At 71.7% G+C, this 18,557-nt stretch carries 20 protein-coding genes; 12 read left to right on the top strand and 8 right to left on the bottom strand.

From position 1 onward, the window contains the following. Window positions 1-6: 6 nt before the first annotated feature. The 3 genes from WIS52_RS01055 to WIS52_RS01045 form a co-directional block, all read right to left on the bottom strand. Entirely contained in the window at window positions 7-1,506 is a 1,500-nt protein-coding gene (locus WIS52_RS01055; protein WP_349296135.1) for a tyrosine-protein kinase domain-containing protein, read from the bottom strand. A gap of 97 nt (window positions 1,507-1,603) precedes the next feature. Further along, complete coding sequence (locus tag WIS52_RS01050) at window positions 1,604-2,317, bottom strand: arsenate reductase/protein-tyrosine-phosphatase family protein (RefSeq protein WP_349296134.1); 714 nt, start codon at window positions 2,315-2,317, stop codon at window positions 1,604-1,606. Between the two features lie 175 nt (window positions 2,318-2,492). Further along, window positions 2,493-2,954, bottom strand: a complete 462-nt coding sequence (locus WIS52_RS01045; protein WP_349296133.1) for a hypothetical protein — start codon at window positions 2,952-2,954, stop codon at window positions 2,493-2,495. Here WIS52_RS01045 and WIS52_RS01040 point away from each other — a divergent pair. The 12 genes from WIS52_RS01040 to WIS52_RS00985 all read left to right on the top strand — a co-directional run bounded on the left by WIS52_RS01040 (window position 2,878) and on the right by WIS52_RS00985 (window position 14,184). After that, entirely contained in the window at window positions 2,878-3,537 is a 660-nt protein-coding gene (locus WIS52_RS01040) for a DsbA family protein (protein ID WP_349296132.1), read from the top strand. The two genes, WIS52_RS01045 and WIS52_RS01040, sit on opposite strands and share 77 nt — an antisense overlap. A 184-nt stretch (window positions 3,538-3,721) precedes the next feature. Continuing rightward, window positions 3,722-4,561 carry an amidohydrolase family protein gene (locus WIS52_RS01035; protein WP_349296131.1) on the top strand — a complete coding sequence of 280 codons (840 nt, stop codon included), beginning with the start codon at window positions 3,722-3,724 and terminating at the stop codon, window positions 4,559-4,561. 88 nt (window positions 4,562-4,649) lie between these two features. Continuing rightward, window positions 4,650-5,627 carry a LacI family DNA-binding transcriptional regulator gene (locus WIS52_RS01030; RefSeq protein ID WP_349296130.1) on the top strand — a complete coding sequence of 326 codons (978 nt, stop codon included), beginning with the start codon at window positions 4,650-4,652 and terminating at the stop codon, window positions 5,625-5,627. A gap of 69 nt (window positions 5,628-5,696) precedes the next feature. Beyond that, on the top strand, window positions 5,697-6,653 hold the full coding sequence (locus WIS52_RS01025; protein ID WP_349296129.1) for a ribokinase: 957 nt from the start codon (window positions 5,697-5,699) through the stop codon (window positions 6,651-6,653). Beyond that, window positions 6,653-7,960 (top strand): ABC transporter substrate-binding protein, encoded by a 1,308-nt coding sequence (locus tag WIS52_RS01020; RefSeq protein WP_349296128.1) that lies wholly within the window; start codon window positions 6,653-6,655, stop codon window positions 7,958-7,960. Before WIS52_RS01025 ends, WIS52_RS01020 begins: the two co-directional genes overlap by 1 nt. A gap of 64 nt (window positions 7,961-8,024) precedes the next feature. Further along, the gene (locus WIS52_RS01015; RefSeq protein ID WP_349296127.1) at window positions 8,025-8,930 is read left to right on the top strand and encodes a carbohydrate ABC transporter permease; all 906 of its coding nucleotides are present in this window, start codon (window positions 8,025-8,027) and stop codon (window positions 8,928-8,930) included. Then, window positions 8,930-9,769, top strand: a complete 840-nt coding sequence (locus WIS52_RS01010; protein WP_349296126.1) for a carbohydrate ABC transporter permease — start codon at window positions 8,930-8,932, stop codon at window positions 9,767-9,769. The genes WIS52_RS01015 and WIS52_RS01010 overlap by 1 nt, the downstream gene beginning before the upstream one ends. Window positions 9,770-9,776: 7 nt before the next feature. Further along, a complete protein-coding gene (locus WIS52_RS01005) occupies window positions 9,777-10,265 on the top strand; it encodes an RpiB/LacA/LacB family sugar-phosphate isomerase (RefSeq protein WP_349296125.1) in 489 nt (162 codons plus the stop codon). Between the two features lie 56 nt (window positions 10,266-10,321). Next, window positions 10,322-11,104 carry an RraA family protein gene (locus tag WIS52_RS01000; protein WP_349296124.1) on the top strand — a complete coding sequence of 261 codons (783 nt, stop codon included), beginning with the start codon at window positions 10,322-10,324 and terminating at the stop codon, window positions 11,102-11,104. 76 nt (window positions 11,105-11,180) lie between these two features. Next, window positions 11,181-12,287, top strand: a complete 1,107-nt coding sequence (locus WIS52_RS00995) for an ABC transporter ATP-binding protein (protein WP_349296123.1) — start codon at window positions 11,181-11,183, stop codon at window positions 12,285-12,287. A 22-nt stretch (window positions 12,288-12,309) separates the two neighbouring features. Further along, complete coding sequence (locus WIS52_RS00990; protein ID WP_349296122.1) at window positions 12,310-13,089, top strand: RraA family protein; 780 nt, start codon at window positions 12,310-12,312, stop codon at window positions 13,087-13,089. 84 nt (window positions 13,090-13,173) lie between these two features. Continuing rightward, window positions 13,174-14,184 (top strand): LacI family DNA-binding transcriptional regulator, encoded by a 1,011-nt coding sequence (locus WIS52_RS00985; protein WP_349296121.1) that lies wholly within the window; start codon window positions 13,174-13,176, stop codon window positions 14,182-14,184. Here the strand turns inward: WIS52_RS00985 and WIS52_RS00980 are convergent. From WIS52_RS00980 to WIS52_RS00960, 5 genes are read right to left on the bottom strand one after another with little or no spacing between them, the layout of a single operon-like run. After that, window positions 14,105-15,070, bottom strand: coding sequence for an SMP-30/gluconolactonase/LRE family protein (locus WIS52_RS00980; RefSeq protein WP_349296120.1), 966 nt, complete (start codon window positions 15,068-15,070; stop codon window positions 14,105-14,107). The two genes, WIS52_RS00985 and WIS52_RS00980, sit on opposite strands and share 80 nt — an antisense overlap. After that, window positions 15,067-15,999 carry a sugar kinase gene (locus WIS52_RS00975; protein WP_349296119.1) on the bottom strand — a complete coding sequence of 311 codons (933 nt, stop codon included), beginning with the start codon at window positions 15,997-15,999 and terminating at the stop codon, window positions 15,067-15,069. The genes WIS52_RS00980 and WIS52_RS00975 overlap by 4 nt, the downstream gene beginning before the upstream one ends. Beyond that, entirely contained in the window at window positions 15,996-16,640 is a 645-nt protein-coding gene (locus WIS52_RS00970; RefSeq protein ID WP_349296118.1) for a bifunctional 4-hydroxy-2-oxoglutarate aldolase/2-dehydro-3-deoxy-phosphogluconate aldolase, read from the bottom strand. Before WIS52_RS00970 ends, WIS52_RS00975 begins: the two co-directional genes overlap by 4 nt. 53 nt (window positions 16,641-16,693) lie before the next feature. Then, a complete protein-coding gene (gene dgoD / locus WIS52_RS00965) occupies window positions 16,694-17,839 on the bottom strand; it encodes a galactonate dehydratase (protein WP_349296117.1) in 1,146 nt (381 codons plus the stop codon). Beyond that, window positions 17,836-18,552 carry a FadR/GntR family transcriptional regulator gene (locus WIS52_RS00960; RefSeq protein ID WP_349296116.1) on the bottom strand — a complete coding sequence of 239 codons (717 nt, stop codon included), beginning with the start codon at window positions 18,550-18,552 and terminating at the stop codon, window positions 17,836-17,838. Before WIS52_RS00960 ends, dgoD begins: the two co-directional genes overlap by 4 nt. Window positions 18,553-18,557: the final 5 nt, after the last annotated feature.

The following is an 18,557-nucleotide window of genomic DNA, read 5'->3' as shown; positions in this document are numbered from 1 at the left end:
GCTGGATTAGCGACCGGGACGTTGCATCCACGTGGTTCGCTCACTGTCTCGCGGAGCCGATGAACCCGCCGAACGTGGCCTACCCGTCGAGACACGCGGCGGTGAGGTACTCGACGAACCGTTCCGATGCGTCCCGGCACCCCGGGCTTCGCGGACGCTTTCGTAGGTGCCCTCGTAACCGGAGTCCCGACCGATACGCCTTGCGGGCACGAGGGTGAGGATCACACCCAGTACGCTCCCCGACACGGCTCGCAAGGCGTGAGCGGCGGCCGACAGCTGCTGCGTCGTGGTTCGGCCGTACCCGCACACCAGGAGCGCTCCGTCGGTGGCCGGGAGCAATGCCGCAGCGTCGGCGACGGGCAGTACTGGCGGCGTGTCGACCAGAACGAGGTCGTACGTGGACCGTGCTTCTTGGAGCAGGCTGCGCATCTGGTTGCTACCCAGCAGCTCACTCGGATTGGGCGGTAGCACCCCGCTCGGAAGCAGGTCGAGCGCTCCGCCGCCCCAGTTGTGTACGGCGCGCCCAAGCGGCAGGCCTCCGGAGAGAACCGTCGTGAGTCCGACGGACCGGTCGACACCGAACAAGGCAGAGACGCCCGGGCGTCGCAGGTCACCCTCGATCAGCAGAACCCGCCGGCCGGTGGACGCCACGGCGGCGGCCAGGTTGGCAGCCGTGGTCGACTTGCCTTCTCCCGCGACGCCACTGGTGATCACAACGGTCTTCCGGGGACTGTCTACGTCGACGAACTGCAGGTTGGTTCGGATCCGCCGGAAGTTCTCGGCGATCGGCGTGCTCGGTGCCTCGTGGACGGCCAGGGGCGTGGCCGGGACCTTGGGGTCGAGGACGACCGACCCGAGCGCCGGCGCCTTCACGATCGCGGTGGCCCCGTCGGCGGTGGTGACGGTGTTGTCGAGCGTATTGTGGACGTAGGCACCGACCACACCGATCACCAGCCCGACCGTCAGCCCGAGTGCGAGCAGGACGGTCAACCCCGGGGAGGACGGAGTCGATGGAACCGCAGCCGGTTGGATTACCCGGGCACCGACATAGGTCAGGTCGCCATCATTCAGGGGACGTTCCAGCTCTCCGATGACCTCGCTGGTCACCGCGGCGACCGTGTTCGCGATCTCGGTGGCCTGCTCGGGCGACGGATCGGTCGCCGTCACCCCGAAGATGACCGAGTTCGGGGAACTGCTGGTCCCCACCCGGGAGGCGAGATCGGCCGATGCCCCGAGACCGAGGCGCCGGCTCGTCTCCTCGAGCACCCGGTCACCCGTCGCCAGCTCGACGTAGGAGGTGATTCGGTCCTGGGAGAGCTGCGCCCCCTGGTAGGCGTCCTGCGGGTTGTTCACGACCTGGGTCGTCACGAACAACGAGGTCTGTGCGGTGTACGCCGGCGGACGTCCCAACGAGACAGCGGCCGCGCTGAGTACGCCCAGTCCGATGCAGACGACGATGACGATCCAACGCTCGCCCAGCACACGAAGGTGCTCACGCAAAGTCATACGCCATCCCGATCATGCGTTCAGTGACGATCACGGTCGCTATGGGTCACCCAGACTAGTGCACCCGTCCGACCGCTCCGTCACAGCGGGTGGCCTCTTAGGCGTGTCGCCGGCTCTCGCGAGTGCGGGGTGCGACAGCATCGGCGATGCCGCAGGCGGCCTCGAACACGAGGGACACCGCGTCCCGGTGCGCCGCTTCTGGAAGCCCCATCGGGTCGGGCACAGTGTCGTCGGCTTGTGGGATCGTTCCGCGCCGCGACCGGGCCGCTCCGACCAGTGCACGCGAGCGCTCCACCAGGCCTGATGGAAGCACCCCGGGGTCGACCGCCCCAGCCAGCCGAGCGAACTCTCGGAGAGCAAAGGTCCGGTCGACCACATGCGGGAACCGCTCCAGGACAGCCGATCGGTGTCGCACATTCGCCCCGAGGATGAGATCGACTCCGCGGACGACGTCATCATCGAGCTGCCGGGCTCGGAACCCGTTGCTTCGTGGCGCCAGCCCCCAGGGCGCGAGCTGCGCGCGGGTCAACGGGTGCATCCCGGCCCCGACCACCGCGACAACACCCGCACTCGAGATCTCGATCCGCGCGGCTTCACGTCCGCCGAGGCGCCCGATCAGGAGATGGCGCATCAACAGCTCGGCGGCGGGAGAGCGGCAGATGTTGCCCGTGCACACGATGAGCATCCGGAAGCGGTCGTCCGGTCCACGACGCGCGGGCTCCGGCGGGAGATGCACCGCGTGCGCCTCGAACCTCAGACGCGACGGTCTCACCGGGGTGTGCGCGACCGGGCGGTCCGCCAACGACGTCATCTCGGCTGCCTCCCCGACAGATCATTCACCCGATCAGTCGTTCCGGGCAGCCCCGGCATTTCAATCGATACAGAATCTGAGAGATCGGATCATCAGAATGGACTAGGCACGATCACTCGTCCGTGGCCCTGAGCTGGGACTTCTCCGCCAAGCGCCCTGGGCGCCCCGTTGACGATCACGGCCTGCACTCCTTCGGCCAGATGCCAGGGCTCGGTGTAGCTCGACCGGTCGGCGACCGTCGACGGGTCGAGCACCACCACGTCGGCCGCGGCCCCACCTGCAGCACCCCGCGGTCGTCGAGCCCGAGGCGGCTCGCCGGCAGCGACGTCATCTTCCGCACCGTCTCCTCCGGCGTTAGCACCCCGCGCTTCCGTACGTACCGCCCCAGCACCCTGGCGAACGTCCCGAAGCTGCGTGGGTGCGGGACGCCGTCGCCGGTCAGTTCCAGCACCCAGCCGTCCCTCGCGACGGAGACCATCGGCGGCGCCGCGCGCGACCGGACACTCCCGTTCCCTTCCCCATCGCCCCGGCTCCGGCCGGACCCCAGGAGCACACCCGAGATGACCTGCAACACCCGCCTGTCCCTGATCGTCGCCGGCGTCTTCGTCGTCGTGGTCGGCGTTGTGTTCGCCGTCACCCGGCTCTCCGCCGACCCCGCGCCGTCCGGTGCCGACGAGGCGGCCGCCGTCGCCGCCCGTCCGGACAGCCTCACCCTGCCCACCGCGCCCGGCTCCACCGTCACGTTCGTCGAGTTCCTCGACTTCGAGTGCGAGGCCTGCGGGGCCGTCTACCCGGCGATCGAGCAGCTGCGCGGCGACTACGGCGACCGCGTGAACTTCGTGATCCGCCACTTCCCGGGGGCCGGGCACAACAACGCCGAGCCCGCGTCCCGCGCGGTCGAGGCCGCGGCGCGGCAGGACCGGCTGGAGGAGGAGATGTACTCGCTGATGTTCGAGACGCAGGCCGAGTGGGGCGAGCAGCGGACCCCGATGGACGACCGGTTCCGCGGCTACGCCGAGCAACTCGGCCTCGACATGGCCCGCTACGACGCCGACTACGCCGACCCGGCCGTCGCGCAGCGGATCCAGGACGACCGGGCCGACGGCCTGGCCCTCGGTGCCCGGGGCACCCCGACGTTCTTCGTCGACGGGGAGCTCGTCGAGCCCCGGACCTACGAGGACCTGACCGGGGCACTCGACGCCGCGCTCGCCGGGAGCTGACGCGCCGTCTCGCACGGCCGATGACGCTCCTCCGGCGACGGGCGGCCGCCTTCGCGCCCGGGCCCGCTGCCGGGGGTGCCGCCGTTGACGGTTGGAGGCGTCACCGCTCAAGATCGACGGGCAGGTACGCGACGAGGGTCCGCTCGGGCGTCCCGGACGCGGGGGGAGGCGATCCACGATCACGGTGCCCACCGCGGCCCGCGGTGTCGTCGACGCCCACGTGCACTTCTTCCGGCGCGGCGGCACCGCCCATGCCGTCGACCCGTCCACGAGATCGGTCCTCGACCACGACCTCGGCGAGTCCGAGCTGGTCGCCGACGCCGCCACCGCGCGCGGGATCGACCGGATCGTGCTGGTCCAGTCGGCGAACAGCATCGCGGACGCTGCACGCCTCCGGGACGACGCCGGACGCAGCGCGCTCACCGCGGTCGTCGTCGGCTGGATCACACCGACCGATCCGGAGCGGGCCGACACCGAACTCGCACAGCTGGTCGAGCGCGGGCTGCTGCGCGGAGTCCGGCACCTGCCCGGGAGTCCGGACGACCCGTGGCTGCGGGAACCCGCGGCGCTGGAGGTCGGCGCGTTGCTCGCCGAGCGCGAGGTCGTGCTCGACGTGCTCGGCACCGACATCCGGCACCTGCGCGACGCGGCGCGACTCGCCGCCGAGTTGCCCGGGCTCCGGATCGTGGTCGACCACATGGCCACCCCGACCCTGGCGGACCGGGAACCGGTCGAGTGGAATGCTGCGGTCGCCGCCCTGGCCCAGCTGCCCAACGTCGCCGTGAAGTTCTCCGTCGGACAACGCGAACTCCTCTCCGGGAGGAGTCACGACCGGGCAGCGGCGGCCGTCCTCGAACTGTTCGGACCGCTGCGCGTGATGGCGGCATCGAACTGGCCGGTGTGTCGCCTGCGGTACGGATACGCCGGGATGTGGCAGGAACTGCGCCGCCTGCTCCGGACCGCGACGTCGTCCGACATCGATCAGGTGGTTCGGGGGACGGCCGCCCGCATCTACCGTTTCTGATACGCGATCCGGGCCGCGGTTCACCTCTCTGACAGATCGGAATCGGGTGGTCGACACCCCGACCCCCGTCCTGAGTAGCGTGGATCCCGTGGTCACCCGCAACGATGTCGCCAAGGCCGCCGGCGTGTCCACCGCGGTCGTCTCCTATGTCGTGAACGACGGCCCGCGTAACGTCGCCCCCGCCACGCGGGAACGCGTGCTCGAGGCGATCCGCGATCTCGGATATCGCCGGGACACCGTGGCGCGTTCGCTCCGGACGGGCCGCACCCAGTCGCTGGGACTCGTCGTTCCCGACCTGTCGCTGCCCTACTTCGCGGAGTTCACCAAACACATCAATTCCGCCGGCGAACGCACCGGGCGACAGATCCTGCTCGGTGCATCGGATTGGAGCGTGCCGCGGGAACGCGCCATGGTCGTCGGGCTCGCCGAACGCCGGGTCGACGGCATCGTCCTGCTCAGTGCCGATCCCCTCCAGGACCTCACCGAGCTCGACGGGCTCGGCGTGCCCGTCGTCGTCGTCGATCGGCCGGTCGTGACGACCCTCGGCACGCACGCCGCCGTCGATCACCTGGTCGGTCACGGTCACGACCGCATCGGCCTGCTCTGCGGCCCGCGGACGCACCGTCTGTCGCTCCGCCGGGTCTCCGCATGGGAGGAAGCCGTGCGGCGACACGGCTCGGTCCCCGACCCGGACTGGCGCCTGCACTCGACGATCACCCGCCGGGACGGGCGGGACGCGGCACGCAGCCTGCTCGGGCAGGCGCATCCGCCCAGCGCGGTCGTCGTGGGGTCCGACGTCCAGGCGGTCGGGGTACTCCGGGCCGCCTACGAGGCCGGTGTACGTGTGCCGCACGAGCTGGCGGTGATCACCACCGAGGGCACGGAACTCGCCGAGTTCTCCACACCGAGCCTGAGCTCCATCACCCAACCGATCGACGTGGTCGCCGCCATGGCGTTCACGCAGGTGGAGGACTCGACGGCGCCCGGTGTCACCCTCGTGTCGGACGACCGGTTCGACCTGTGCGGCCGGGAATCGTGCGGCTGCATTCCGCTCATCGGCCCTTGACGTCGGGATCTATACGTGTAGATACTCCAGTCGTCATCCGGTCTACACGAGTAGCTCTGGAGCGTGGCAATGTCGCCATCTCGCAACGTACGTGTTCTGGTCGTCGGCTCCATCAACGAGGACGTCACCCTCCGGGTGGCCTCCCTCCCCCGACCGGGGGAGACCGTGCTCTCCTCCTCCCGACATCGCACCCCGGGCGGCAAGGGGGCCAACCAGGCCGTGGCGGCGGTCCGCGCCGGCGCGGACGTCACCCTCGCCGGGAGGGTCGGCGACGACGAGTCCGGCGCCCGGATGCTGTCGGCACTGCGGGCCGCGGGGGTCGACACCCGGTTCGTCGGCGCCGATACCCTGGCCCCGACCGGACGTGCCACCGTGCTGGTCTCCGACGACGGCGAGAACGCGATCGTCGTGGCCTCCGGTGCCAATGCCACCGTCTCCGGCGACGTGGTGCGACCGGCCCTCCGCACGCTCGCGCCGGGTGACGTGGTCGTCGCCCAGGCCGAGGTCCCCCGGCACGCCGTCGCGGAGGTCGCCGGGGCCGCTGCGACCGCGGGAGCGCGGTTCGTCCTGAACCTCGCACCGTTCCGGCCGACCGAACGGGACCTCGTCCCCGCAGACGGGTTCCTGGTGCTCAACCTGCACGAGGCGGCCTCGCTGGCGGCCGACACGGGGGTAGCTCACGGTGCCGCGCCCCTCGCGGAGGCCTTCGGCTGCTCGGTCGTGGTGACGCTCGGGCCGGACGGAGCCCTGCTCGCGACACCCGGCGGGGCCGTGCAGCAGATCCCCGCGCTGACCGTCGCCGCACCGGTGGACACGACCGGCGCGGGCGATGCCTTCGTCGGCGTCTTCGCCGCGGAGCTCGCCGGCGGCCGCACCCCGGCGGAGGCCGCACGGCGGGCGTGCACCGCGGCGGGACTCAGTGTGACGACCGCGGGGACCCAGTCCTCGTTCGTCGATCGGTCGCAGGTGGACGCCGCCGAGCGAGCGAACGGCGTCGCGGGCGCCGAACCCGTGGGGACGACCTGATGGGCACGCGGGCACCCCGGACCTGGATCGCCGTGATCGCCCTGACGACGCTGCTCACCGGATGCGGGAGCGCCGTGGAGCAACAGACCGCGCCGGGCGAGATCGGCGGCTCCGTCGACTACGGGTACTGGGGAAACCCCAGCCGGGCCGAGCGGGTCGCCGCCGTCGTCGAGGGCTTCCGGTCGGTCCATCCGGGCACCCGGGTCAGCAGCCAGGTGGGCGCCTACCAGTCCTACATCGAGCGGCTGACCGTCCGCGCCGCCGGCCGGGACCTCCCCTGTGTCACCAGCATGCAGAGCACCTTCTTCGCGCCCTACGCCACCCAGGGGGCACTGCTCCCGCTCGACGACCTGATCGCCGACGGCAGCATCGACGTCAGCGACATCCCCGAGGACGTTCTCGAGTCGGGGATGGCCGAGGGGCGGCAGTTCATGATCCCCACCGGCTCCTACGTCCGCCCGGTCGCCTACAACGCCGACCTCCTGGCCTCCACCGGGGTCGGACCGCCGCCGCCGGGCTGGGACTGGGCCGGCTACGAGCAGTGGCTCCGGGCGATCGACGCACGCCTCCCCGAGGGGGTGTACGCCACCGAGATCGAGGGATCGAACCTGATGTCGCTGTTCTCCTTCGTCGCCAGTCACGACCAGGAGTTCTTCGACGACGACGGGCTGGGCTTCCCGCCCGAGCTGCTGCGCGAGTGGTTCGCCATGTGGGAGGGGCTGACCCGCGACGGGGTGTCGGTCCCGGCCTCGATGATCCCGGACCAGACCAACAACATGGAGTCCACGCCGATGGCGCGCGGCGTCGCCGTCGCGGGAACGAAGGACATCCCGCACCTCACCATCCACGAGCGGGTGCTGCAGAGCTCCGGCCTGGGCGACGAGGTCGCGTGGGCAACCAACCCGGTCGCGGTGCCCGGCGCATCGGGCAACGTGATCGGCTCGAACGGCCTGGCGATCTCCGCCGACTGCGACAACGTCGCCACGTCGGCCGCGTTCATCGACTACTTCGCCAACGACCCCGCCGCCATCTCCGCCTACCAGTCGGACAACGGCGTGGTTCCGGGCAGCCGCAGCCAGCAGGTCCTGCTCGACGACGCAGACACCCCTGAGGGCGTCCAGCGCAGCGTGCGTGTACTGCGCGAGCTGAGCGAGGACTCCGACATCGCCTCGATGACGTATCCGCAGGGGATCCAGATCCTCACCGGCGAGCTCCGCCGGCTGTTCGAGGACATCGCATTCGGCCGCACCGACATCGACACCGCAGTCGAGAGCTTCTACGCCGAAGCCCGACAGGCGCTGAGCTGAACCGAGGACCCCCATGGCATCGACGACGACGTCGCATCGCCCCGCACCCTCCGCCCCTACCGACATGCCGGGCCGCCGCCGCTCCGGGCGACGCCGCGACGACGTCGCCGGCTACCTGTTCCTCACACCCTGGCTGCTCGGGATCGTGCTGATCGTCGGCGGTCCCGTCCTCGCCTCGTTGTACCTGTCCTTCACCGACTACTCGATCCTCGGCGTCCCCCGCCTGTCCGGACTCGACAACTACGTGCGGATGCTCACCGACGATCCCCGGTTCTGGACCTCGCTCGGGGTCACCCTGACGTACCTGTTCGTCTCGGTCCCGCTCGTCGTGGTGTTCGCCCTGCTCCTCGCCCTCGTGCTGGACCGCGGCGTGCGTGGTCTGCCGCTCTACCGGGCGGTCTTCTACCTTCCCTCGCTGATCGGCGGGAGCGTCGCGATCGCCATCCTGTGGAGGTCGGTCTTCGGCGGGGACGGGTTGTTCAACGCCGGGCTCGGACTGGTCGGGATCGACACCGACTTCTCCTGGATCGGCACCCCCGACTCGGCTCTCGGCACCCTGATCGTGCTCAACGTGTGGCAGTTCGGCGCACCGATGCTGATCTTTCTCGCCGGTCTCCGGCAGGTCCCGCCCGAACTGCAGGAAGCCGCTCGGATAGACGGCGCAGGGGCGGTACGCCGCTTCCTGTCGGTGACCCTGCCGATCCTCAGTCCGATCATCTTCTTCAACGTCCTGATGAGCACCGTGAACGCCTTCCAGGCGTTCAACACCGCCTACATCGTCAGCAACGGCACGGGCGGGCCGGCGAACTCGACGCTGTTCTTCACCCTCTACCTGTACCAGCGCGGATTCACCAACTTCGAGATGGGTTACGCCTCCGCGCTCGGCTGGGCGCTCCTGCTCGTCGCCGCCGGGGTCACCGCGCTGCTGTTCCTCGCCTCCCGCAGGTTCGTGTTCTACGGAGACCGCTGATGACGACTCTGCGCCGCCCCGAGTTCCTGCGTCATCTGCTGCTGATCGCGATGGCGTCCGTCATGTTCTACCCGCTGGCCTGGATGATCGGCGCGTCGTTCCGGGACGACAGCCGGATCAACGACTCCGGCCTGTTCCCCGGCGCCGACTTCACGTGGGACGGTTACGCCGAGGGCTGGGCCGGACTCGGCGGCGTCGGGTTCGGTCAGTTCATCCTGAACTCGCTGCTCGTCTCGATCGCCTGCGTCGTGGCGAACGTCGTGGCCTGCTCGGTCACCGCCTACGCGTTCGCCCGCATCGAGTTCCGCGGCCGCAAGGTGCTGTTCGCGGTCATGATCGGCACGCTGCTGCTGCCGCACCACGTGATCCTGATCCCGCAGTACCTGATGTTCCGGGAGTTCGGGTGGGTCAACACCTACCTGCCGTTCATCGTCCCGAAGCTGCTCGCGACGGACGCGTTCTTCATCTTCCTGCTCGTGCAGTTCTTCCGGGTCCTCCCCCGGGAGCTCGACGAGGCCGCCCGTATCGACGGGTGCGGACACTTCCAGATCTTCTGGCGCATCCTCCTCCCGCTCGCCACACCGGCTCTCGCCACGACCGCCATCTTCACCTTCATCTACAGCTGGAACGACTTCTTCACCCCGCTCATCTATCTGACCGACACCGAGATGTACACGGTCCCCCTGGCACTGCGCGGTTTCATCGACGCCAACGCGGAATCCGCATTCGGCGCGCTGTTCGCCATGTCCGTGCTCTCGCTCCTGCCCGTGCTCGGGATCTTCATCGCCTTCCAGCGCCTGCTCGTCAACGGCATCGCCACCACCGGACTCCGAGGTTGAGACCACCATGCGTATCGCCATCGCCAACGACCACGCCGGATTCCCGCTGCGCGCCCACGTCGCCTCCGTGGTGACCGACCTGGGCCACGACCTGCTGGACGTGGGGACCCCCGACGACACGCCCGTCGACTTCCCGGTGATCTCCCGCCGGGTCACCGATCTGGTCCGGTCCGGGGACGCCGACCGGGGACTGCTGGTCTGCGGCACCGGGGTCGGCGCCGCGATCGCCGCGAACAAGGTGTCCGGCATCCGTGCCGCCGTGATCCACGACAGCTTCTCCGCCCGTCAGTGCGTGGAACACGACGACGTCAACGTCGCCTGTGTCGGTGCCTGGATCGTCGGTCCCCGCGTCGCGACGGACACGGTCACGACCTATCTCGGCGCCCGCTTCAGCACCGACCCGGACTTCCGCCGCCGGGTCGCACAGCTCGCGGAGATGGACGGCTCCGCGGTCCCGTCCCCCGAGCCCGCAGGAGGTGCCACGACAGGCAGGTGAGCGCCGGTCCCCGCCCGCATCGCGAATCCGCACACCGACCACGAACGGAAAGAACATTGCCGCTCAGCAGTGAACGCAAGAAGGAAATCCTCGACACCGTCAGCAAGCTGCGCGTGACCGACGTCCGCGACGGGATGGACTGGGTCGGACTGCACCACACCGGCACCGTCTCCCCCGAGATCCGGCCGTTGTGGCGCACCAAGGCCGCCGGCTTCGCCACCACCTGCCGCCACGTGCCGACCCAGCAGACCGTCCCCACCATGTCCCCGCAGGACTACACCAAGTGGGCCTACGAGTACTGGTACGGCCAGGTCTTCAAGAACGATCTCGCCGACCAGATCGACGAGCACACCTTCCTCGTCGTCGACACCTGCAACACCCCCACGCCGGCGGTGGGCTCGATGGACTCGATGATGTGGGCCGCGCTGGGGGCGCGGGGCTGCCTGACCAACGGCGGCGCCCGCGACACCGACGAGACCCTCGCCAGCAAGCACCTGCCCGTCTGGTCCCGCTGGATCGTCCAGCCCATGTACCAGGGTCGCGTCGAATGGGGCGGCCACAGCGTCACCGTCGAGATCGGCGGTCAACCCGTCCGCCCCGACGACCTCGTCGTCGCCGACGGCGACGGCGCACTCGTCGTCCCCGCCGAGCACATCGACGACGTCCTCACCTACGCCGTCCAGGAGTCCGAGAACGACAAGGAGGCGCGCGCCGCGTTGTTCGACCGGCTGGGGATCGCACGCGACGAGACGACCGTGCCCGCCTTCGACGTCCCACCCCATCCCTACGCCAAGTCCGCCGCCGACATCAACGCCCTCCTCGACCGACACCGGAGGTGACCGCCCGGGGCCGGCCGCGACCCGCGGCCGGCCCCGCCGCCGGCCACGTCCCACCTCGCCGACGAAGGAGCCAGCGATGGCCGAGGTCACCTACTCGTCCGCCTCCCGGATCTACCCCGGCGCCCCGCCCGTGCGCGCGGTCGACCGGCTCGACCTGACCATCCCCGACGGGGAGTTCCTGGTCCTGGTCGGACCGTCGGGATCGGGCAAATCCACCGCGCTGCGGATGCTCGCCGGGCTGGAGGAGGTCGACGAGGGCCTCATCCGGATCGGGTCCCACGACGTCACCGGCCTCGAGCCGAAGCAGCGTGACATCGCCATGGTGTTCCAGAACTACGCGCTCTACCCGCACATGACCGTCGCGCAGAACCTGGGATTCGCGTTGCGCATCTCCCGCCTGCCGAAGGACGAGATCCGTCGCCGGGTCGAGTCCGCGGCGGCCATGCTCGACCTGACGCCCTACCTCGGCCGGCGACCCAAGGCGCTGTCCGGCGGGCAACGCCAACGGGTGGCCATGGGGCGGGCGATCGTCCGTGAGCCCGCGGTCTTCCTCATGGACGAGCCCCTGTCCAACCTCGACGCCAAACTGCGGGTCGAGACGCGCGCCCACATCTCCGCGCTGCAGCAGAGGCTCGGGACCACCACCGTCTACGTGACCCACGACCAGGTCGAGGCCATGACGATGGGCAGCAGGGTCGCGGTCCTCAAAGACGGTGAGCTGCAGCAGTGCGCCTCGCCCCGCGAGCTCTACGACCGTCCCGCAAACGCCTTCGTCGCCGGATTCATCGGCTCTCCGGCCATGAACCTCCACACCGGCCACATCGGACCCGACGGCGTCGGGATCGGCGGCTGCACCATTCCCGTCGACCGGGAACTGGTCGGCGCCGCGCGGTCGTGCGCGGGGTCCGAGGTGCTCGTCGGCGTCCGCCCCGAGGCCCTGCGGATCGCGGCGCCGTCCGACGACGGGATGACGATGACGGTCACGCTCTGCGAGGAGCTCGGATCCGACTCGTTCGTCTACGGCGAGCTCGTCGACGGGCACCAGACGGGTCGTCGCCTGGTGGTCCGGACCGCCGGGGGCGACGCCCTCCGGCTCGGCGACACCGTCCGGGTCGTTCCCACACGTCCCGACCGGATCCATCTGTTCGACCCGACCTCCGGTCGGCGCATCACCACCACATGAACCCCGATCGAGAGGACCAGTCGTGTCGTTGAGCAGTGAACGCAAGAAGGAGATCCTCGACACCGTCGGCAAGCTTCGCGTGACCGACGTCCGCGACGGGATGGACTGGGTCGGGCTGCACCACACCGGTTCGGTGTCACCCGAGGTCCGCCCGCTGTGGCGCACCAAGGCCGCCGGCTTCGCCACCACCTGCCGGCACGTCCCGACCCAGCAGACCGTCCCCACCATGTCCCCGCAGGACTACACCACGTGGGCCTACGAGTACTGGTACGGCCAGGTCTTCGAGAAGGACCTGCACGAGCAGATCGACGAGCACACCTTCCTGGTCGTCGACACGTGCAACACGCCGACACCCGCGGTCGGATCGGCGGATTCGATGATCTACGCCGCCCTGGGTGCGCGCGGATGCCTGACCAACGGAGGTGCCCGCGACACCGACGAGACGCTGGCCAGCAAGCATCTACCCGTCTGGTCCCGCTGGGTGGTGCAGCCGATGTACCAGGGCCGCGTCGAGTGGGGTGGGCACTCGATGACCGTCGAGATCGGCGGGCAACCGGTCCGGCCGGACGACCTGGTCGTCGCCGACGGCGACGGCGCACTCGTCGTCCCCGCCGAGCACATCGACGACGTCCTCACCTACGCCATCCAGGAGTCCGAGAAGGACAAGTCCGCGCGGGCGGTCCTGTTCGACCGGCTCGGGATCCCCCGCGACGAGACCACCACACCCGCCTTCGACGTCCCACCCCATCCCTACGCCAAGTCCGCCGATGACATCCACGCGATCCTCGACCGGCGACGGTGAGGTCCGCGGTGCGGGGCCGGCGCCGTACCGGTCCCGCACCGCGGGGCTCCGCCCCGCCGGGTCCCCTGCCGCGGGCGGTGTGCCGTGACCCGTCCGGGCAGACCGGTCCGGGTCACGCAGGCGGACGTCGCCCGGGCTGCCGGCGTCTCGACGGCCGTCGTCAGCTACGTGATCAACGAGGGCCCCCGCCCGATCGCCGCGGCGACCCGGGAGAGGGTGCTGCGTGCGATGGCCGAGACCGGCTACCGGCCGAACGGCGTCGCGCGCGCGCTCGTCTCGGGAGCGACGAGAACGCTGGGTCTGGTCGTGCCCGAGCTCGCCAACCAGTTCTTCGCGACCCTGGCCCACGCCCTGGAGACCGAGGCCTCGCGCCACGGGCTCGTCCTGGTGCTGGGCGACTCCGGTCAGAGCGTCGATCGGGAGAGCACACTCGTGGAGACCTTCGTCGACCGCCGGGTCGACGGGCTGATCTACGTCGGGGTCGGGGCGCACGACGCGATCGAGATCGCGACCTCGGCCGGAACGCCGGTCGTCGTGCTCGACCGCGTCGCCGACGACGACCGCGCCGCGTCCGTGGTCATCGACAACGTGCAGGGCGCCGCCGTCGCTACCCGGCACCTGATCGAGCACGGCCGACGCGCGCTGGGCTGCCTGCTCGGGCCCGAGACGGTACCGACGGCCCGCGCACGCCACGCCGGCTGGCAGCAGGCCGTGCACGACGCCGGGGGGCGGGTAGATCCCCGGCTGGTCGAGTGGGCACCGTTCAGCAAGGAGGGTGGTTACCGGGCAGGTCTGCGCATGCTCCGGCTGGCATCGCCCCCCGACGGGATGTTCGTCGCGAGCGAGGACCAGGCCCTCGGGCTGCTCTGTGCCGCGGCCGAACTCGGTGTCGCCGTTCCCGGGTCGCTCGCCGTCGTCAGCTTCGACGGGACCGACAGCTCGCGCTTCTCGGTCCCACCGCTGACGACCGTCGCCCCCCGCTTCACCGACATCGCACGGCGCACCATCGAGCTGCTCAGGAGCCCGGACGTTCCTCCCCGCTCGGAGACATCGACCACCGACCTGGTGGTGCGCTCGTCCTGCGGATGTCCGTGAAGCGCTCGGTCGGCTGCCGGTGCCGGCCTCGGACAGCGGTCCGGGCCACCCGCACCGGTGGCGCGGCCACCGCGCACGGTCGCGCGAACAGCGCTCCGTCCGCCCGGCCCGGTCCGTCGAGCCCGTGCCACGCGGTGGTGACGACGAGGTGCGTGCCGGTCAGGCACACGCTGGTCGGCTGGCGCGCCGGGACGGCGATCTCCTGCTCGACCCGGCCGTCCGGGGTGAACACCAGCACGACGCCGCCGCCCCACACCGCCGACCACAGCCGGCCCCGGTCGTCGACCGTCATGCCGTCCGGGCTGCCGGTCGTGACCTCGGCGAAGGTGCTCGCCGGACCCAGCTCCCCGGTCCCGGGATCGACGTCGACGCGCAGGATCAGGCCGCGGGCGCTGTCCGCGAGGTACATGACGGACCCGGATGCGTCGAAGGCCGGGCCGTTCGGGACGGTGAGACCGCTCAGCGCGGTGGTCACGCCGCCGTCCGGGTCCACCCGGTGCAGGGCACCCGCACCCTCGGTGGCGTCCCAGGCCATCGAGCCCGCCCAGAACCGGCCGGCCGGGTCGGCGACCGCGTCGTTCATCCGGCACTCCGGCCCGGCGAGACCGATCGTCGTGCCGTCCTCCGGCAGGCGGGTCACGCCGGTGCCCGCCGCGGCGACCCAGCCGCCGTCGGCGTGCGGTGCCACCGCCCCGAGCGGCCGGTCCAGCTCGGTCAGGACCCGGGGCGGGGCGGACCCGTCGGCGGGCAACTCCAGCAGCCGTCCACTGAGGATGTCGGTCATCACCAGCCGGTCGCCGACCAGCCGGAGGCCCTCGCCGAGCTCGAAGCGCTCGTCGGACCACACCTCCCAGCCCGTCGTCTCCACCGTCGTCTCCGCCGTCATCGCAGCACCGCCCCGTCCTCGCGGGCCACCAGCGGCAGGTCCGGCCGGGTGGGCAGGCCCTCCCAGTCCCCCGCGGTCGCGACGGCGAACGCCCCGCAGGCGTTGCCCCGCGCCAGCCGGTCGGCGGGGGCGAGGCCGTCGAGGCGGGCCGAGAGGTATCCGGCGGTGAAGGCGTCCCCGGCGCCGACGGCGTCGACGACCGCGACCCGGTTCCCCGGCGCCGTCCACCGTCCGTCCGCCGTCCGCAGCGAGGCTCCGTCCGCGCCGAGCTTGGTCACGACCTCGGCGACCCCGGCCTCGAGCAGGCGCCCGGCCCCGCCGACGAGGTCGAGCTCGTCGTCCGAACCGATGACCACGTCGGCGGCGCCCGCGAGCGGGGTCAGCACCTCGGACGCCCGCTCCGCCGACCAGAGCCGGGACCGGTGGTTGACGTCCAGCGACACCGGCACGGCGAGCTCACGTGCCCGCGCCACCGCGGCCTCGACCGCGGCCCGCGGCTGCGCCCCGAGCGCGGGCGTGATGCCGGTGACGTGCAGCAGCCGGGTCCCCGGCGTCACCGCCTCGACGACGTCGGCCGGGCACAGCGCCGAGCCCGCCGACTCGCGGCGGTAGTACTGGACCCGGGCCACGCCGGGCAGCCGCTGCTCGAACAGGACGAGGCCGGTCGGTCCCGGCCCGCGGGTCGCGACCGTCGTCTCGACGCCCTCGGCGCGCAGCACCCGCAGGATGAGTTCGCCGCCCTCGTCGTCACCGACCCGTCCCGCCCAGGTGACCGGGTGACCGAGCCGGGCCAGGCCGATCGCGACGTTCGACTCGGCGCCGGCGATCGAGGTGTGGAACCCGCTGCCGAGGCGCATCAGCCCGGCGCCGCGCAACGCGACCATGGTCTCGCCGATCGTGACGACCCGTCCGGTCCCGTCGCCGCTCATCGCGCCACCGCGTCCCGGGCCACCACGTCCACGAACGCGGCCGCGCGGCCGCGCAGCGCGCCGAGGTCACCACCGTGCGGGGCGTCCCCGCACAGCGGGCTGCCGACCCCGACCGCCACCGCTCCGGCGTCCAGGAACGCCGGCACGTCGGCCAGGGTCACCCCGCCCACCGGGACGAACCCGACGCCGGGGAACGGGTCCCGCAGCGCCCGGACGTGCCGGGGGCCCAGGCCGTCGGCCGGGAAGACCTTCACCGCGGTCGCGCCGGCCCGCACGGCGCCGTGCACCTCGGTCGGGGTCATCGCCCCGGCGAGCACCGGCATCCCGAGCTCCACGGCGGCGGCGACCCCGTCGCCGAGCGCCGGGGTGACGGCGAAGGTCGCGCCGGCGTCGTGGGCGGCCCGGGCGTCGTCGGCGCTCAGCACCGTCCCGGCACCCAGCCGGACGCCGGGGCCGAGGGTGCGCGCCAGCCTGCGGATCACCCCGAGCGCGTCCACCGTGGTCAGGGAGACCTCCAGCACCGCGACGCCGCACTCGGCCAGGGTCTCCGCGGTCGCGACCGCCGCGTCGGCGTCACGGCCACGGATGATCGCCACCAGCCGGTGCCGTGCGAGCTCGTCCATCAGTTCGGCGGGGTCCACGCCGCTCCTCCCGGTCGGTGGTTCCTGTGCGGGCCGTTCCTGCACGGGCTCGATCACCACTCGGCGAACGAGCCGTCGTCGTGCCGCCACACGGGCGGCCGCCAGCGATGTCCCTTGCGGTCCGCCTCGCGCACCGCCGCCTCGTCGATCTCGACGCCGAGGCCGGGCGCGTCCCAGCGGCGGATCGCGCCCTGCCCGAAGGCCAGCACGGATCGGTCGAGCACGTAGTCGAGCAGCTCGGCGCCATCGTGGTAGTGGATGCCGATGCTCTGCTCCTGGATCAGGAAGTTCGGCGTCGCGAACGCGACCTGCAGGCTGGCCGCCAGCGTCAGCGGGCCGAGCGGGCAGTGCGGCGCGAGCAGCGCGTCGAACGTCTCGGCGAGCGAGGCGATCCGCCGCACCTCCGAGATGCCGCCGGCGTGGGACAGGTCCGGCTGGGCCACCGCGATCCCGGCCTGCAGCGCCGGCAGGAAGTCGGTCCGCGAGAACAGGCGCTCGCCACACGCGATCGGCACCGTCGTCGACGTGACGAGGTCGCCGAGCCGGTGGGTGTACTCCGGCAGCACCGGCTCCTCGACGAACATCGGGTGCAGCGGTGCGAGCTCCGGGATCACCCGCCGGGCGGCCGCGACGCCGAACCGCCCGTGGAAGTCCACCGCCACGTCCCGGTCGTCACCGATCGCCTCGCGCACCGCCGCGAGACGGTCCACGACGGACCGCACCGTGGCCCGGTCCGGCATCCGGTCCATCCGGCCGGCGGCGTTCATCTTCACCGCGGTCAGGCCGGCGGCCGTCTGGGCCGCCGCGGCGTCGGCGACCTCGGCGGGCTCGTCGCCACCGACCCAGCCGTACACCCGGACCTCGTCGCGGACCGCGCCGCCGAGCAGCTGGTGCACCGGGACCCCGAGCGAGCGGCCGAGGATGTCCCACAGCGCCTGGTCGATGCCCGCCACGGCGCTGGAGAGCACCGGGCCGCCGCGGTAGAACGCGGCCTTCGTCATCAGCTGCCAGAGGTCCTCGACCCGGCGCGGATCGCGCCCGATCAGCAGGTCGGAGAGCTCGTCGACGGCCGCGCGCACGGTCTCCGCGCGCCCCTCGACGACGGGCTCGCCCCAGCCGACGAGTCCCTGGTCGGTCTCGATCCTGCAGAACAGCCACCGTGGTGGCACCAGGAACGTCTCGACGGCGACGATCTTCACGCGGGTGTGTCCTCCTCGTCTCCTGCACCGATGACCTCGGCGACGTCGTGCGACGCCTTGTCCAGCAGCGCCGACATCGCGGCGGCGGCCGCGGTCGCGTCACCTGCCCGGACGGCGTCGACGACGACCCGGTGGGCGGGCACCGGGTCGTCGTCGGTCCCGGTGTGCACCAGCGAGTCGCGCAGCCGCAGCGCGGGCTCGATGAACACGTCCATGCTGGCGAGCATCGGGTTGTGGGTGGCCCGCAGCAGGGCGCGGTGCCAGCGCAGGTCAGCGTCGACCGCCGCCGCCGGGCCCACCGCGTCCCGCATGGCCACCAGCGCGGCCTCCAGCTCGGCCAGGTCGGCCGCGTCGCGCCGGCCGGCGGCGATCGAGGCGGTCGAGGGCTCCAGGACGGCGCGGACCTCGGCCAGGTCACGCAGCACGGCCGGAGCGTCCCCGGCCTCCGCCCGCCACCGGATCACGTCGGCGTCGAGCAGGTTCCAGTGCTCGCGGGCGCGTACGTAGGTGCCGCGCTTCTGGCGCGCCTCGACCAGCCCCTTCGCCGCGAGCACCTTCAGCGCCTCGCGCAACGCGGTCATGCTCACGTCCAGGTCCCGGCCCAGCGCGGCGAGGTCGAACACGACCCCCTCACCGAACCCGCCCGCGACGATCCGCGCGCCGAGCACGTCCACGGTCTGCCCGTGCACGCCCCGGCCGCTGTACCCGCTCATCCCTG

It is taken from the genome of Pseudonocardia nematodicida, assembly GCF_040105385.1.
Classification (GTDB): domain Bacteria; phylum Actinomycetota; class Actinomycetes; order Mycobacteriales; family Pseudonocardiaceae; genus Pseudonocardia; species Pseudonocardia nematodicida.
Note: the sequence above shows the minus strand (reverse complement) of the source record. Positions and strands in the feature narration are given on the sequence as shown.